The 13,545-nt window shown below is 76.8% G+C and carries 10 protein-coding genes; 3 read left to right on the forward strand and 7 right to left on the reverse strand.

The annotated features are described in order from the left end of the window. Positions 1–50: 50 nt before the first annotated feature. On the forward strand, positions 51–917 hold the full coding sequence (locus GQ466_RS19375) for a glycosyltransferase family 2 protein (RefSeq protein WP_161104407.1): 867 nt from the start codon (positions 51–53) through the stop codon (positions 915–917). Positions 918–921: 4 nt separating this feature from the next. On the opposite strand, the gene GQ466_RS19380 is transcribed toward GQ466_RS19375, so the two are convergent. The 4 genes from GQ466_RS19380 to GQ466_RS19395 all read right to left on the reverse strand — a co-directional run bounded on the left by GQ466_RS19380 (position 922) and on the right by GQ466_RS19395 (position 7,121). Beyond that, complete coding sequence (locus GQ466_RS19380; RefSeq protein WP_161104408.1) at positions 922–1,287, reverse strand: hypothetical protein; 366 nt, start codon at positions 1,285–1,287, stop codon at positions 922–924. A gap of 75 nt (positions 1,288–1,362) precedes the next feature. Beyond that, positions 1,363–2,949 (reverse strand): Na+/H+ antiporter, encoded by a 1,587-nt coding sequence (locus GQ466_RS19385; protein WP_161104409.1) that lies wholly within the window; start codon positions 2,947–2,949, stop codon positions 1,363–1,365. A gap of 24 nt (positions 2,950–2,973) precedes the next feature. Further along, on the reverse strand, positions 2,974–5,988 hold the full coding sequence (locus GQ466_RS19390) for an AAA family ATPase (RefSeq protein ID WP_161104410.1): 3,015 nt from the start codon (positions 5,986–5,988) through the stop codon (positions 2,974–2,976). After that, positions 5,985–7,121 carry an exonuclease SbcCD subunit D gene (locus GQ466_RS19395; protein WP_161104411.1) on the reverse strand — a complete coding sequence of 379 codons (1,137 nt, stop codon included), beginning with the start codon at positions 7,119–7,121 and terminating at the stop codon, positions 5,985–5,987. Before GQ466_RS19395 ends, GQ466_RS19390 begins: the two co-directional genes overlap by 4 nt. Before the next feature lie 150 nt (positions 7,122–7,271). On the opposite strand from GQ466_RS19395, the gene GQ466_RS19400 reads away from it, so the two are divergent. After that, a complete protein-coding gene (locus GQ466_RS19400) occupies positions 7,272–7,958 on the forward strand; it encodes a RibD family protein (protein ID WP_337193546.1) in 687 nt (228 codons plus the stop codon). Beyond that, positions 7,951–8,418: a deaminase gene (locus GQ466_RS19405; RefSeq protein WP_161104412.1), complete on the forward strand. Its 468-nt coding sequence runs from the start codon at positions 7,951–7,953 to the stop codon at positions 8,416–8,418. Before GQ466_RS19400 ends, GQ466_RS19405 begins: the two co-directional genes overlap by 8 nt. A 7-nt stretch (positions 8,419–8,425) precedes the next feature. Here the strand turns inward: GQ466_RS19405 and GQ466_RS19410 are convergent, their stop codons facing one another. The 3 genes from GQ466_RS19410 to GQ466_RS19420 form a co-directional block, all read right to left on the reverse strand. Then, positions 8,426–9,376 (reverse strand): AMP-binding protein, encoded by a 951-nt coding sequence (locus GQ466_RS19410; protein WP_161104413.1) that lies wholly within the window; start codon positions 9,374–9,376, stop codon positions 8,426–8,428. 74 nt (positions 9,377–9,450) lie between these two features. Continuing rightward, positions 9,451–10,965: an AMP-binding protein gene (locus GQ466_RS19415; RefSeq protein WP_161104414.1), complete on the reverse strand. Its 1,515-nt coding sequence runs from the start codon at positions 10,963–10,965 to the stop codon at positions 9,451–9,453. A 101-nt stretch (positions 10,966–11,066) separates the two neighbouring features. Further along, positions 11,067–13,544, reverse strand: a complete 2,478-nt coding sequence (locus tag GQ466_RS19420) for a LuxR C-terminal-related transcriptional regulator (protein ID WP_202420799.1) — start codon at positions 13,542–13,544, stop codon at positions 11,067–11,069. Position 13,545: the final 1 nt, after the last annotated feature.

The following is a 13,545-nucleotide window of genomic DNA, read 5'->3' on the forward strand; positions in this document are numbered from 1 at the left end:
CGGCGCGCGGGCGCCGGGTAGGCGGCCGGTCCGACCTGGAGGGAGCGACGATGACGGCCGCGACGACGATCGTGATCGCGACCCGGGACCGCCGCGACCCGCTGCTCCGCACGCTCGGCGAGCTGACCGCGCTGCCGGACCGGCCGCCGGTGATCGTGGTGGACAACGGCTCGCGCGACGGGTCGCCGGACGCCGTGCGGGACGCGTTCCCCGGCGTCCGGGTCGTCGGGCTGCCCCGCAACCACGGCGCGTGCGCGCGCAACGTCGGCGTCCGGCTCGCGACGACGCCGTACGTGGCGTTCAGCGACGACGACTCGTGGTGGGAGCCGGACGCGCTCGGCGCGGCGGCGCGGCTGATGGACGCCCATCCCCGGCTGGCCGTGCTCATCGGCCGGATCCACCTCGGGTCCGGGGACGTCGACGTCGTGTCGCGGAAGATGCGCACCGCGCCGATCGGACGCGCGCCGGATCTGCCCGGGCCGTCCGTGCTGGGCTTCCCGGCGTGCGCGGCGGTCGTGCGGCGCACGGCGTTCCTCGCGGCGGGCGGCTTCGACGACCTGCTGTTCTTCGGCGGCGAGGAGAGCCTACTCGCGCTGGACCTGGCGGCGGGCGGCTGGGGCCTGGCGTACGCCGACGAGGTCGTCGCGCGGCACTCCCCCGCGTCCGGACGGGACGAGACCCCGCCCGAACGCTGGGCGCTGCACCGCCGCAACGACCTGCTCGTGACGTGGATGCGGCTGTCCGGTCGACGCGCGCTCGCGCGGACGCTGGGGCTCGCCGCGCAGGCCGTCCGGGACCCGGCGGCGCGCAGCGCGTTCGGCGGGCTGCTGCGCCGGCTGCCCGCCGCGCTCGCACGGCGGCGCCCGGTGCCGCCGGCCGTGGCCGGGGGCGTCCGGGCGCTGCGCGAGCTGGAGTGACGCCCTAGTCCTGCCGGTTCGGGTTCTCCAGCCGGAAGAAGTTGCTCGGCGTCCCGTCCTTCTTGTGCTCCTGGTAGAGGAAGTTGAGCCTGCGCTCCTCGAACGTCCGGAACCAGTCGTCCCAGGAGATCTCCTGGAGGTCCTGGCCGCCGTAGCCGGGGAAGTCCAGCAGCAGCCGCCCGGGACGGCCGTCGTACTCGCTGCCCGGGACGGTCGCCGGACGCGCCCCGCGCTCCTCGGCCCACTGGCGGATCACGCCGTGGTCGGTGGTGATCAGGCTGCGGCCCTCCCGCTCCTCGTGCTCGTCGGGGGAGGTCACCACCTGCTGGTACGCGTGCTCGCCCTGGATGTCATGCCCCTGTGCGGACATGGTCGTCCTCCTCTCGCGGTGCTCCGGACGCCGCCCCTCCCCGGACGCGGCGCTCGGCAAACCCCGCAGGGCCGCTCAGGGCCGCTCGGAGCGCAGGTCGAGGCGGCGCATCAGCCGGTCGACCAGATCGGGCGGCATCGCGCCCTCGCGGCGCGCGGCGAGGGCCTCGCGGCGGCCGGCGGCCAGGACGTCCTGCTGGATCTCGCGCATCATCCCGGCCTTGCGCATCGTCCGGCGGGCGCCGGCGAGAACCTCCTCGTCGGCCGCCTCGGGGTCGGCCTGCGCGAGACGCTGGACGAACGCGCCGCGCAGCCGCTCGTAGACCTCGTCGGGGATGTCGTCGCGGGACCCGGCGATCTCCTTCAGCCGGGCCAGCTCGGCGCGCAGAACCCGCGTCATCAGCTCGCGCTCCAGGCGGCGTTCGACGGCCGTGTCGGCGGTGACGCCCGTCCAGCGCACGACGAGCGGGAGCGTCGGACCCTGGACGAGCAGCGTGAACAGCACGACGCCGAACGCCGTCACCATGATCTCCGAGCGGTACGGGAACGCGGCGCCGTGCTCGGTGGTGAGCGGCAGCGCGAGGGCCAGCGCGACGGACGCGACGCCGCGCATCCCCGCCCACCACGTGACGATGGTCTCCTGCCAGGTGTACGGCTCGTCCACGGTGTGCTCGCGCCGGCGGCTGGTGAACGCCCACCAGGTGACGAGCAGCCACGCCAGCCGCAGCAGCACGACCACGGCGACGACGGCGGCGGCGCTGCCGAGCATGCCGGTCCAGGACGTCCCGGTCGTCGCGAGGACGGTCGCCAGCTCCAGCCCGATCAGGCCGAACGCGAAGCCGCTGACGAGCAGTTCGATGACGTCCCAGACCGAGTCGCCGACGAGCCGGTAGGAGCTGTCGTCGGTCGCGGCGGCCTGCTCGGTCAGGTACAGCGCGGACACCAGCACCGCGAGGACGCCGGACGCCTCGAACGCCTCCGCCAGCCCGTAGGCCGCGAACGGGACGAGCAGGCTGAACGCGACCTTCCACACGGCCTCGTCCAGGTGCTCCATCAGCCGGCTCGCCGCCCAGCCGAGGACCGTTCCACCCGCGACCGCGATCAACGCCGACAGCAAGAACGCGCCGACCGCGTGCCACGCCGAGAAGTGGCCCGTCACGACCGCCTCGACCGCGACGCCGTAGACGACGATCGCGGTGACGTCGTTGAACAGGCCCTCGCCCTCCAGCACGGACACCAGGCGGCGCGGCAGGCCCAGCCGGGACGCCAGCGCCGTCGCGGCGATCGGGTCGGGCGGGGCGACCAGCGCGCCGAGCGCGACCGCCGCCGCGACCGGCACCGCCACGTGCAGGGCGTGGAACGCCGCCGCCACGGCCGCCGCCGTGACCAGCACCAGCGCGACCGCCCGCGCGGTGATCGCCTGCCAGCTCGCCGCGAACTCGCGGAACGACGTGCGGCGCGCCGCCGCGTACAGCAGCGGGGGCAGGACGAGCGGCAGGATGAGCTTCGGCTCGATCCGGATGTTCGGGACGGCCGGGATCACCGCGAGCACGCAGCCGAACACCGTCATGGTCACGGCCGGGGCCAGGCCGATCCGGCGGCTCAGCGGCTCGGCGAGCACGGCGCCGAACAGCACGACGAACAGCAGGGCGAGCTGGTCCACGTGATCAACCGTAACCCGGACGGGTCAGACGCGGACGTCCGTGGTCGATCCGGCGCGCTCCTTGCGGACGTGGAGCTGCGCGGGCACGCGGGCGCGCAGCTCGGCGACGTGGCTGACGACGCCGACGGCCCGGCCGCCGTCGCGCAGGCCGTCCAGGACGTCCATCACCTCGTCGAGGGTGTCCTCGTCGAGGGTGCCGAAGCCCTCGTCCACGAACAGCGTGTTGATCTCGGTGCCGCCCGCCTCGTCGGTGACGACGTCGGCGAGGCCGAGCGCGAGCGCGAGCGAGGTGATGAACGACTCGCCGCCGGACAGGGTGGCGGGGTCGCGGGTCTGGCCCGTCCAGGCGTCGGCGACGCGCAGGCCGAGACCGCCCGCGCCCCGGCTGCGGTCGCCCGCGGCCTTCTCGACGGTGTGCGCGAGGACGTACCGGCCGGACGACATGCGGCCGAGCCGTTCGTTGGCGGCGTGGACGACCTGCTCCAGCCGCGCCGCGAGGACGTACGCCGACAGCGACATGTCGCGCCGGTTCGCCGGGTCCTTGCCGGACGCCAGGCCCGCGAGCCGCGCCGCGACGGCGTGTTCTTCGGCGGCCGGACGCCAGGCGTGGAGCGCCGCGCTCAGCTCGGCGCGGAGCTGGTCGAGGCGGGCGCCGCGGCGGCGGGCCTGGTCGGCGGCGGACGCGGCGGCGGTGCGGGCCGCCTCGGCGACGGCGAACGCGTTCTCCAGCGCGGGCAGGTCGGGGGCGGGGCCGTCGGCGGCGGCGCGCAGCTCGGCGTTGTCGAGTTCTTCGCGGACGAACGCCTCTTCCCGGTCGAACCGCCGCTGCCGGTCGCGCAACGGGGCCTGCTGCTCGTCGGTGAGCGCCGCCGCGCGGGCGTCCTCCGGGGTGCGGAAGCCCTCGTCGGCGAGGGCGGCGTCGGCGGCGGCGCGGGCGGCGGCCCGTTCGTCGCGGGCGATCACGGCGTCGCGGGCGGCGTCGGCGGCGGCGCGCAGCGCGTCGGCCTCGTGGCGGAGGCGGTCGACGCGGGCGTCCAGGGACGGGTCGTCGCCGCGCGCCCGGTCCAGCTCGGCCCGCAACCGGTCCTGCTCGGCGGCGTGCTCGGCGGCCCGGGCGCGGCGCGTGGCGAGGGTGCGCGCGATCTCCTCGGCCTCGGCGCCGGCGGCTTCGAGTTCCTTCTCCTCCGCGCGCAGGGCGGTCTCGTGGGCCGTCTCGTCGGCGGCGCGCCCGGTCGTCTCCGTCAGCTCGGCGCGCGCGTCGGCGAGGACCGTGTCGAGGTCGGCGACGGACGCGTCGCCGACGCTCTCCACGAGCGCCGCGTGCTCGGCCGACAGTCGGCTGACCTCGTTGTGGGCCGCGTCGCGGGCCCGGTCGGCGCGGGCCGTCGCCTCGCGCGCCCGTTCGATCTCGTCCTCGTCGGGGATGACGGCCGTGGACACGGCGGGCGCGGGGTGCTCGGCCGAACCGCACACCGCGCACGGCGTCCCCTCGCGCAGCTCGCCCGCGAGGACGGCGGCCATGCCGTCCAGGCGCGCCTGGAGCAGGTGTTGCGCGACGTCCTTCACGCGCTGGGCCTCGTCCACGGCGGCGCGGTGGGCGTCCTCGGCGGCGGCGAGGTCCAGGGCGACGCGGTCGCGGCGGCGGGCGTCGTCGCGGCGGCGTTCGGCGTGCTCGGCGGCGGCGCGCAGGCCCGGGACGGACGCGGCGGCCCGCTGCGCCGCCGCGAGCGCCGTCCGGCGCTCCTCGACGCGGGCGGGCAGCGCGGCGAGCGCGGCTTCCGCGCGGCGCGCCCGCTCGGTCAGCGCGGCGATCTCGCGGTCGGCGCGCTCGCGCTCCCCGGCGAGTTCGTGCAGGCGGCGGACGGCGGAGCGGCGGGTCTCCAGCGCGGCGACCTCGTCGCGGCGGTCCCGTTCGGCCTTGCCGAGGACGTCGTCGGACGCGCCCGGCGGCAGCAGCACCGCGACCCGCTCCCGCGTCTCGTCTTCGCGCCGGGCGGCCTGCACGGCGCGGTGGCGGCGGTCCTCGGCGGCGCGCAGCAGCGGGAGGACGCGGTCGGCGCGGGCGGCGGCGTCCAGCCGGGACGCCAGGTCCGAGCGTTCCGCCGCGCGCTCCTCCAGCGCCTGTTTGCGGGCGAGGGCGGCGGCGCGGCGCGTCTGGGCCTCGGCGCGGACGCGCGCCGCGTCGAGGGCCGCGCGCGTCGCGTCGAGCGCGGCGGCCGACGTCCGAGCGGCGTCCGCAGCCGCGTCGGCGGCCACGGCGAGGTCGGCGGCGAGGCCCGCCGCCCAGCCGGGCAGGACGTCCAGGTCCAGCGGGACCGCGTCGCCGGGCCGGGGCGCGGGCACCTGGCCGCGCGGTCCGAGCGGCGCGGGCGACCCGGTGGTCTCGGCGATGCGGTCGGCGACGGACTGAGCGGCGGCGCTCAGCTCGTCCGCGCGGCGGTGCGTCGCCTGGCGGCGGTCGGCGAGCCACTTCTCGACCTGGGTGAACACCTCGGCCGCGAACAGCTTCTCCAGGACCTTGCGGCGCTCCTCGGCGCCCGCGCGCAGGAACCCGGCGAACTCGCCCTGCGGCAGCAGCGCGACCTGGCAGAACTGGGCGGGGTTCATGCCGAGCAGCCGGGTGACGACCTCGCCGGCCTCGTCCAGCCGGGTGGACAGGGCCGTCCACGCGCCGCGCTCGAACTCCTGGAGCAGGACGCGCGCCTTCTCGCTCGTCGTGCCGGTGCCGCGCAGCTTCGGGCGTTCCCACGCGGGCGACCGGGTGACGCGCAGCCGCCGTCCCCGGATCGTCGTCTCCAGCGAGACTTCCGGGGCCGTGCCGGGGGCGGCGTGGTCGCTGCGCAGGTTCTTCGCCGCGTTCCGGACGCCGGGGACCTGGCCGTAGAGCGCGAAGCACACCGCGTCCAGAACGCTGGTCTTGCCCGCGCCCGTCCGGCCCCGGATGAGGAACAGGCCCGCGTCCGACAGCGCGTCGAAGTCGATGTCCTCGGTGCCGGAGAACGGGCCGAACGCCGTGATCGTGAGCCGGTGCAGCCTCACGCGCGGGCCTCCTTGCGGCGGACGTCGCCGAACGCCTCGTCCAGCAGCGCCCGCTCGGCCGGTCCCGCGGCGCTCCCGGTGACCTCGGCGACGAAGTCCGCGGCGAGGTCCAGGGCGGTCTTCTCGCGGTGGCGCTCGGCGAACGTCCGGACGGGGCGGTCGTCGCCGCCGCGCGGTTCGTAGCCGAGGACGAGCGTGTGCGGGAACCGGCGGCGCAGCTTCTCCATCGCGCCGGACGGACGGTCGGCGTCGGTCAGCGTGATCTGGACCCAGCGGTCCTCGTGGTCGGCATAGCGGTCGTTCGACAGCAGGTCGTCCAGCGTGCCGGTCAGCCGCCCGAGACGGCGCGGCACCGGCGCCTCCACGAACTCGGCGGCGACCTCGCCGTCCGCGCCGAGGTCCACCAGCCACGAGCCCTTCACGTGCCGGGCCTCGGAGAACGAGTACGCCAGCGGCGAGCCCGAGTAGCGGACGCGGTCGGTCATCGTCTGCCGACCGTGCAGATGCCCGAGCGCGACGTAGTCCACGCCGTCGAACACCCCGGCCGGGACGCTCGCCGCGCCGCCGACGCTGATGTCGCGCTCGCTGTCGCTGGCCTCCCCGCCCGTCACGAACGCGTGCGCGAGCACCACCGACCGCGTCCCCGGACGGGTCGCGAGGTCGGCGCGGACGCGGCGCATCGCGGCGGTGAGGGCGGCGGTGTGCCCGCGCTCGTCCAGTTCCCACGGCGCCCGGACGAGTTCCGGTTCGAGATACGGGATCCCGTAGAACGCGACGCCGTCCACCAGCACCGGTTCCCCGACCGTCGCGAAGTCGGTGCGGACGTGCACGCCCGCCGCGTCCATCAGCGCCGACCCGAACCCGAGGCGCCGCGTCGAGTCGTGGTTGCCCGCGATGAGCACGACACGGACGTCCAGCGAGGCGAGCCGGGCCAGCGTCTCGTCCGCGAGCTTCACCGCCTCGACGCCCGGCAGCGCCCGGTCGTAGACGTCGCCGGAGACGACCACGCAGTCCACCCGTTCCGCGCGCACCGTGCCGACGAGATGGTCGACGAAGGCCGCCTGCGCGGAGAGCAGGTCCTCGCGGTGGAACGAGCGGCCGAGATGCCAGTCGGACGTGTGGAGGATTCGCATGTCGGGACGACACCCTAGGGACCGCCGCCGACAGTCGCTCGGTGAAACGCCGATCGCCCGCAAAGCCGGGGAAATGTCGGATTTCCCGTACCGCGCGGCCGGGCGTGAGAATCTCTCCTGATCAACGGGCGGTTCCCCTACAGTGATCACGTGAGCGACCGCCCCTACACGCTGCTGAGCTGCGCGATGTCGGCCGACGGCTACATCGACGACGCCTCCCCCGAGCGGCTGCGGCTGTCCAGCGCCGCCGACTTCGACCGCGTGGACGGCGTCCGCGCCACCTGCGACGCGATCCTCGTCGGCGCCGAGACGATCCGCCGCGACGACCCGAAGCTGCTGCTGCGCTCCCCCGCGCGGCGCGAGCGGCGCGTCGCGCGCGGCGTCCCCGGCGACCTCGTCAAGGTCACGCTGACGTCCGGCGGCGACCTCGACCCGGCCGCGCGGTTCTTCACCACCGGGGACGTCGCCAAGCTCGTCTACACGCGCGCCGACGTCGTCCCGGCGCTCGCCGAACGGCTCGGCGACGCGGCCGAGGTGATCGACGCGGGCGACCCGGTGAGCCTGCCGCGCGTCCTCGCCGACCTGTGGACGCGCGGGATCCGGCGGCTCATGGTGGAGGGCGGCGGCGGCATCCACACCCGGTTCCTCACCGAGGACCTCGCCGACGAGCTGCAGCTCGTCGTCGCGCCGTTCTTCCTCGGCGACCCGGCCGCGCCCCGGTTCGTCCGGCCCGGCGTGTTCCCGCAGAGCCCGCGCCGACCGATGCGGCTGGACGCCGTCACGCGCGTCGGCGACCTCGCGCTGCTGCGCTACCTGATCGGCGGTGCCCGTGGCTGAACCGCAGGCCCCCGGCTCGACCGACGCCGACCTCGTCTGGCTGGACCTGGCCTGCGACCTCGCCGCGCTGTGCCCGCCGTCGGAGTCGGCGTTCTCGGTCGGCGCGGTGATCGTCGCGGCGGACGGCACGCGGATCGCGCGCGGCCACTCCCGCGAGGACGACCCGAAGGACCACGCCGAGGAGTCCGCGCTGCGCCGCGTCCCGGCCGGGACCGACCTCGGCGGCGCGACCCTGTACAGCAGCCTGGAGCCGTGCGGGCGCCGCGCGTCGCGGCCCCGGCCGTGCGCGGACCTGATCCTGGCCGCCGGGATCCGCCGCGTCGTGTTCGCCTGGAGCGAGCCGGACGTGTTCGTCCCCGCGACCGGCGCCGACCGGCTCCGCGCGGCGGGCGTCGAGGTCGTGGAGATGCCCGCCCTCGCCGCCCGCGCGAAAGAACCCAACGCCCACCTGCTCGGCTGAGCCCGGTTCAGCCGATCGACACGACGATCCAGCCCCGGCGGGCGCGGCACGCGGCGAGGACGTCCGGGTCGGGGCGCCCGGTGACCAGGAGCCGGACGTCCCCGACCGGGATCTCGGCGTGGCCGAAGGCCAGCGCCCGCAGTTTGGCGGGAGTGACCACCGCCGTCGTGGCCCGGTGCCGGCCGATGGCGGCCAGCAGCTCGGGCAGACCCGGCTCGGGCACGGCGACGAGCGTCGCGCCGTGCAGCAGGCACAGGTCGACCAGGCCCGTCCACGCGGGGGTGGAGCAGTCCCCCGGGTGGCAGGCCAGGACGTCATCCACGCCGAGCCCGGCCGTGCCGCCGAGGCGGTACAGATCGGCCAGTCGCTCGGCGTGGGTGATCCCCTCCGGTGGGTCGCAGAGGCGCAGCGCGAGGTCGCGCAGCGGGTCGGCGGGCGCGATCGGACCCGGTCCCGGGTCGGGCGCGACGGGAGGCGCGCCCGCCTCGACCAGCCGCGCGAACGGCGTCGCGCCCGGGACGTTCCCGAACGCGAACACCTGCCGGACGTAGGACCGCTCGGTCGCGGCCAGCGCCTCGGCGGCCGTCGCGGCGCCGGTCAGCAGGAAGCGGGCGCCGCACTCGGTCATCATCGCGGCCAGCTCGGGGACCTCGGCGTTCGCGGGCAGCGGCGCGGGCACGGCGCCCGCGGCGGCGACCGCGTGGACGGCGAGCGCGTGGTCGCAGACGCCCGTGACGTGGATCGCCGCGACGTCCCCGGTGCGCACGCCGAGGCGGCGCAGGCCGGTCGCGGCGGCGGGCACCGAGGCGGCGAACCGGCCGTAGTCCAGTTCGCGGTGCGGGTCGACCAGGGCGGGACGTCCCGAGCCGCGCTCGGCGTGCTCCCGGGCCGCCGCGAGCACCGCCTGGGTCACCGTCGTCTCGGATACGGCCGCGTGGCCGAACTGTCCGTCGAACATGCGCCGAACGTACGCGCGGCGCCGTCGCCACCACATCCGCAGAAGTGTGTAAGGGGGTGTGTAGGTCAGCGGTGTCATGATCCGAGTCCCGCCCGCTCCAGGAGGGCGCGGCGGCGGACGCGCCCGCCGGGGCCGCGCGGGATGGCGTCGACGACGTGGACGGCGGCCACGCCCCGGCTCGGCGGGACGTGCGCGTTGACGTAGGCGAGCAGGTCGGCGGCGGGCACCGGCTCGGCGAGGACGGCGAACGCGTGCGGGACGAGCCCGAGGTCCAGGTCGGGGGCGGGCGCGACGGCCGCGTCCCGGACGGCGGGGTGCGCGGCGAGGACGGCGTCCGGTTCGGGCTGCGGCTCGGGCCGCCGCCCGCCGATGCGGCCGAGGACGAACACGCGCCCGTGCTCGTCGGCGAACGCCGAGTCCCCGGCGGGCAGCCAGCGCGACGCGTCGCCCGCCGCCGGGACCCGCACGCACAGCTCGCCCGGCTGGTAGGCGGACTGGTCGTCGCCGGTGGCCGGGTCCACGACGCGCCAGGACACGCCGGGCAGCCCGCGCCCGACCGAGTCGGCGGTGCACTCCTCGGCGGCGCGCAGGTTGAGGTGGGTGAGGCCGCCCGCCTCGGCGAGCCCGTACGCCTGCCGGACGGGACAGCCGAGCCGCTGCGCGAGGGCGCGGGCCGTCCGCGCGTCGAGCGGCCCGGCGGTGACGACGATCGCGCGCAGCCGCAGCCGGTACCGGGAGACGGCGCGGTCGTAGGCGAGCATCGTGGCGCGTCCGGGGTCGAGGAGCGCGACGGTGACGTCGTGGTCCTGGAGGGCGCGCAGCAGGTCGTGGTGGCCGCCGCCGGGCAGCGCGACGACGGTCGCGCCGAGCCGCAGCGCCGGGTTCAGCAGCCCGTTGAGCGCGAGGACGTCGGCGAACGGCACCGCCGACAGGACGGTGTCGGCCGCGCCGATCATGCCCGCGTCCGCGACGCGCAGCAGCCCGGCGACGACCTCGGCGTGGGTGAGCGGCACCGGGCGCGCCGGCCCGCCGTCGCCGCGCGTGCAGACGAGCAGCGCGGTGTCGCGGGCGGCGTCCACGTCGACGTCGGGCGCGGCGCCGCCGGTGAGCAGCGCCGCGAACGGCTCGGTCCCGGGGACCGAGCCGAAGCAGAACACCCGGCGCAGGCCCGGGACGGTGCGCGCGGCGGCGCGGACCTGGTCCAGCGGCGCGCCCGGCCACGTGACGAGCGCCTGCGCGCCCGCGGCGTTGAGCAGCCGGGACAGTTCGGTGCACGTCGCGGTGACGCGGACCGGGAACGGCACCGCGCCGGCCGCCGCGACGGCGTGCAGCGCGAGCGCGAACTCGGGCCCGTCGGGGAGGTGCAGCGCCACGACCGTCCCCGGGCCGACGCCCTCGCGGGCCAGTCCGGACGCGGCCGACCCGACGGCGGCGGCCAGTTCGGCGTGGGTCGGTCCGTGGCCGGTCACGGCGTCGAGGACGGCCGTCCGCGCGCCCCGGACCCGGTCGTCCGCGGCGCCGAACACGGCCCGCGCCATCGTCATGGTCATCGTCATCAGGGCGCCCCCGCCCGAACCGAGGGAGATCATGGGGCGACCGTAGGCGCGCATCCGCACGGTGCGCATGCTCCAGAGTGCGCAACCGGTTGCGTATTCGGCGGCGGGTGCCGTGTGTACGCATATCCGGCGGGTTAGCTGCGGGTTTCCTCGGAGATATGGTCCACTGCCCAGGCGGCGACCTGAGCACGCGACGTGAAGCCCAATTTGCCGAGAATGTTGGTGACATGCCGCGCGACGGTCGCCGGACTGATCACGAGTTCGCCCGCGATGCCCCGGTTACTGAGGCCGCGCGCGACGAGCCGCGCGATCTCCCGCTCCCGGGCCGTGAGCGTGCTGGCGGGGGTCGCGGCCCCGGCGGGCGCGTCGCCGGGGGCGTCCGGGACCACGCCCCCCGAACCGCCGCCCGGACCGTCGCCGGGACCCGCGAGCGCCCGCGCGATCGCGTCCTCCGGCGTCGTCACCCGGCCCTGACCCCAGAGCTGCGCGACGACCGGCTCGCCGAGCCGCCGCCGGATCGGCTCCAGCAGCCCCTCGACGCGCGCGCCCCCGCCGGGCCGCGGGTCCGGCGCGGCGGCCTCCTGCAACGCCGCGCCCGCCCCGGCCAGCAGCACCGCGCCCCGCTCGTCGCCCTCGCGCGCCGACAGCTCGGCGAACGCGATGAGCGAGCGCGCGACGTCCGGGCGGATGCCCGCCGACCGGCTCAGCTCCAGGCTCTCCCCGAGCGCCGCGCGCGCGGCGCCGGTGTCGCCGCGCGCCAGCGCGACCCGGCCGAGCCCGGCCAGGGCGCGGGCGCGCTCGGGCCGCGCGCCGACCGCGACCAGCGCGGGCAGCGCGGCGCCGTAGCAGGACCCGGCGGCGGCCAGGTCCCCGCGCAGCGTCGCGACGCGGCCGAGCCCGATCAGCGCGTGCGCCGCGCCCCAGAGCTGCCCGATCTCCCGCATTCCGGCCAGGCCCTGTTCGAGCAGGTCGCGGGCGTCGCGCAGGCGGCCCTGCCGGATCCGCAGCCGCCCCCGGACGATCCGCCCGTAGGCGCGGTTCCACTCCTGGCGCTCGCCGCGCGAGACGGCGTCGGCCTCGTCCAGCCGGACGGTCGCCTCCGCGAACCGGCCCGCGACGATGTCGGCCTCGGCGAGGGTGTTCAGCGCGACGGCCGTCATGAAGTCGTCGCCCGCCTTGCGGCACGGCTCCAGGGCGCGGCCGGCGAACTCGGCGGCGGTGCGGTAGTCGCGGGCGCCGATGGCGAGCTGCGCGCGGCCCGCGAGGCCCGGCCCGTGGACGAACGCGGGCGCGTCCAGGGCGCCGACGAGGAACCGGTCGGTCATCTCGATCCACTCGCCGAGCCGTCCCCGGACGATCCAGAAGGTGCGCAGCGCGGTGCAGAGCCGCAGTCCTTCTTCGTACTCGTGCCGGTCCAGCGACCAGGACAGCACCGCCCGGACGTTCTCCATCTCGGCGTCGTAGCGCTGGAACAGCGCGACGCGCTCGTCCCACGTGGCGGGGATCTCGGCGAGGGCGATCTCGGCGTGGCGCTCGGCGTCCTCCAGGACGGCGTCGCGGTGCCGGGTGCGGACCTCGGCGTCCTCGCCCGCCGCGACGAGCCGTTCGGCCGCGTACTGGCGGATGCTGTCGGGCAGCCGGAACCGGGTCTCGCCCGCGACCTCGTCGGCGACGACGGCGAGGGACTTGTCCGACAGCGCGGTGAGCAGGTCGAGCGGGTCGTGCCCGTCCAGGCCGGTGAGCGCGGGCGGGTCGTCGCGGCACACCTGCTCGACGCGGGTGAGCGTCCAGCCCGCGAACACCGACAGGCGGCGCAGCAGGACGCGCTCGGCGTCGCCGAGCAGTTCGTAGCTCCAGTCGATCGCGGCGCGCAGCGTCCGCTGCCGGGGCGGGGCCGTCCGGTCGCCCGCGCTGAGCAGCCGGAACCGGTCGGTGAGACGGTCGGCGATCTGCTCGGCCGACAGCACCCGCACGCGCGCGGCGGCCAGTTCGAGCGCGAGCGGCACGCCGTCCAGCGCGCGGCTGACGGCGGCGACGGCGCCGGTCACGGTGAAGTCGGGCCGGACGGCCCGCGCCCGCTCCACGAACAGCCGCTCGGCCTCCGCCGGTTCCAGCGGCGGGACGCGCCACACCGTCTCGGCGGCCATCCGCAGCGGCTCCCGGCTCGTCGCGAGGATCCGCAGCCCCGGGCAGCGGTTCAGCAGCACCCCGGCCAGCGCCGCGCAGTCGTCCACGAGGTGCTCGCAGTTGTCGAGGACGAGCAGGACGCCGCGCGTCCCGATCGTGTCGGCGATGACCCCGGCGGGGGCGCGGTGGTCCTCCTCGGCGATCTCCAGCGCGGCGGCGACGCGGCGGCCGACCGTGCCGGGCGGGCCGTCGGCGGGCGCGTCGGACAGGTCCACGAACCACGTCCCGCCGGGATGGTCGGCGCGCAGCGACCGCGCGACGCGCACCGCGAGCCGCGTCTTGCCGATCCCCCCGGGCCCGCACAGCGTGACGACGCGCAGCGACCCGAGCAGGTCGCGCAGGTCGGCGACGTCCCGGTCGCGACCGACGAACACGTCGGTCTCGGCCGGGAGGCTGCTCCCGCCAGGAGGTTTCTGCGTCGTCATA

It is taken from the genome of Actinomadura rayongensis (genome assembly GCF_009831215.1).
GTDB classification, from domain to species: Bacteria; Actinomycetota; Actinomycetes; order Streptosporangiales; family Streptosporangiaceae; genus Spirillospora; species Spirillospora rayongensis.

Coding starts and splice junctions, on each gene's coding strand:
- GQ466_RS19415 (WP_161104414.1), bottom strand. CDS start 10,965: ATGATCTCCCTCGGTTCGGGCGGGGGCGCCCTGATGACGATGACCATG.
- GQ466_RS19410 (WP_161104413.1), bottom strand. CDS start 9,376: ATGTTCGACGGACAGTTCGGCCACGCGGCCGTATCCGAGACGACGGTG.
- GQ466_RS19375 (WP_161104407.1), top strand. CDS start 51: ATGACGGCCGCGACGACGATCGTGATCGCGACCCGGGACCGCCGCGAC.
- GQ466_RS19420 (WP_202420799.1), bottom strand. CDS start 13,544: ATGACGACGCAGAAACCTCCTGGCGGGAGCAGCCTCCCGGCCGAGACC.
- GQ466_RS19395 (WP_161104411.1), bottom strand. CDS start 7,121: ATGCGAATCCTCCACACGTCCGACTGGCATCTCGGCCGCTCGTTCCAC.
- GQ466_RS19380 (WP_161104408.1), bottom strand. CDS start 1,287: ATGTCCGCACAGGGGCATGACATCCAGGGCGAGCACGCGTACCAGCAG.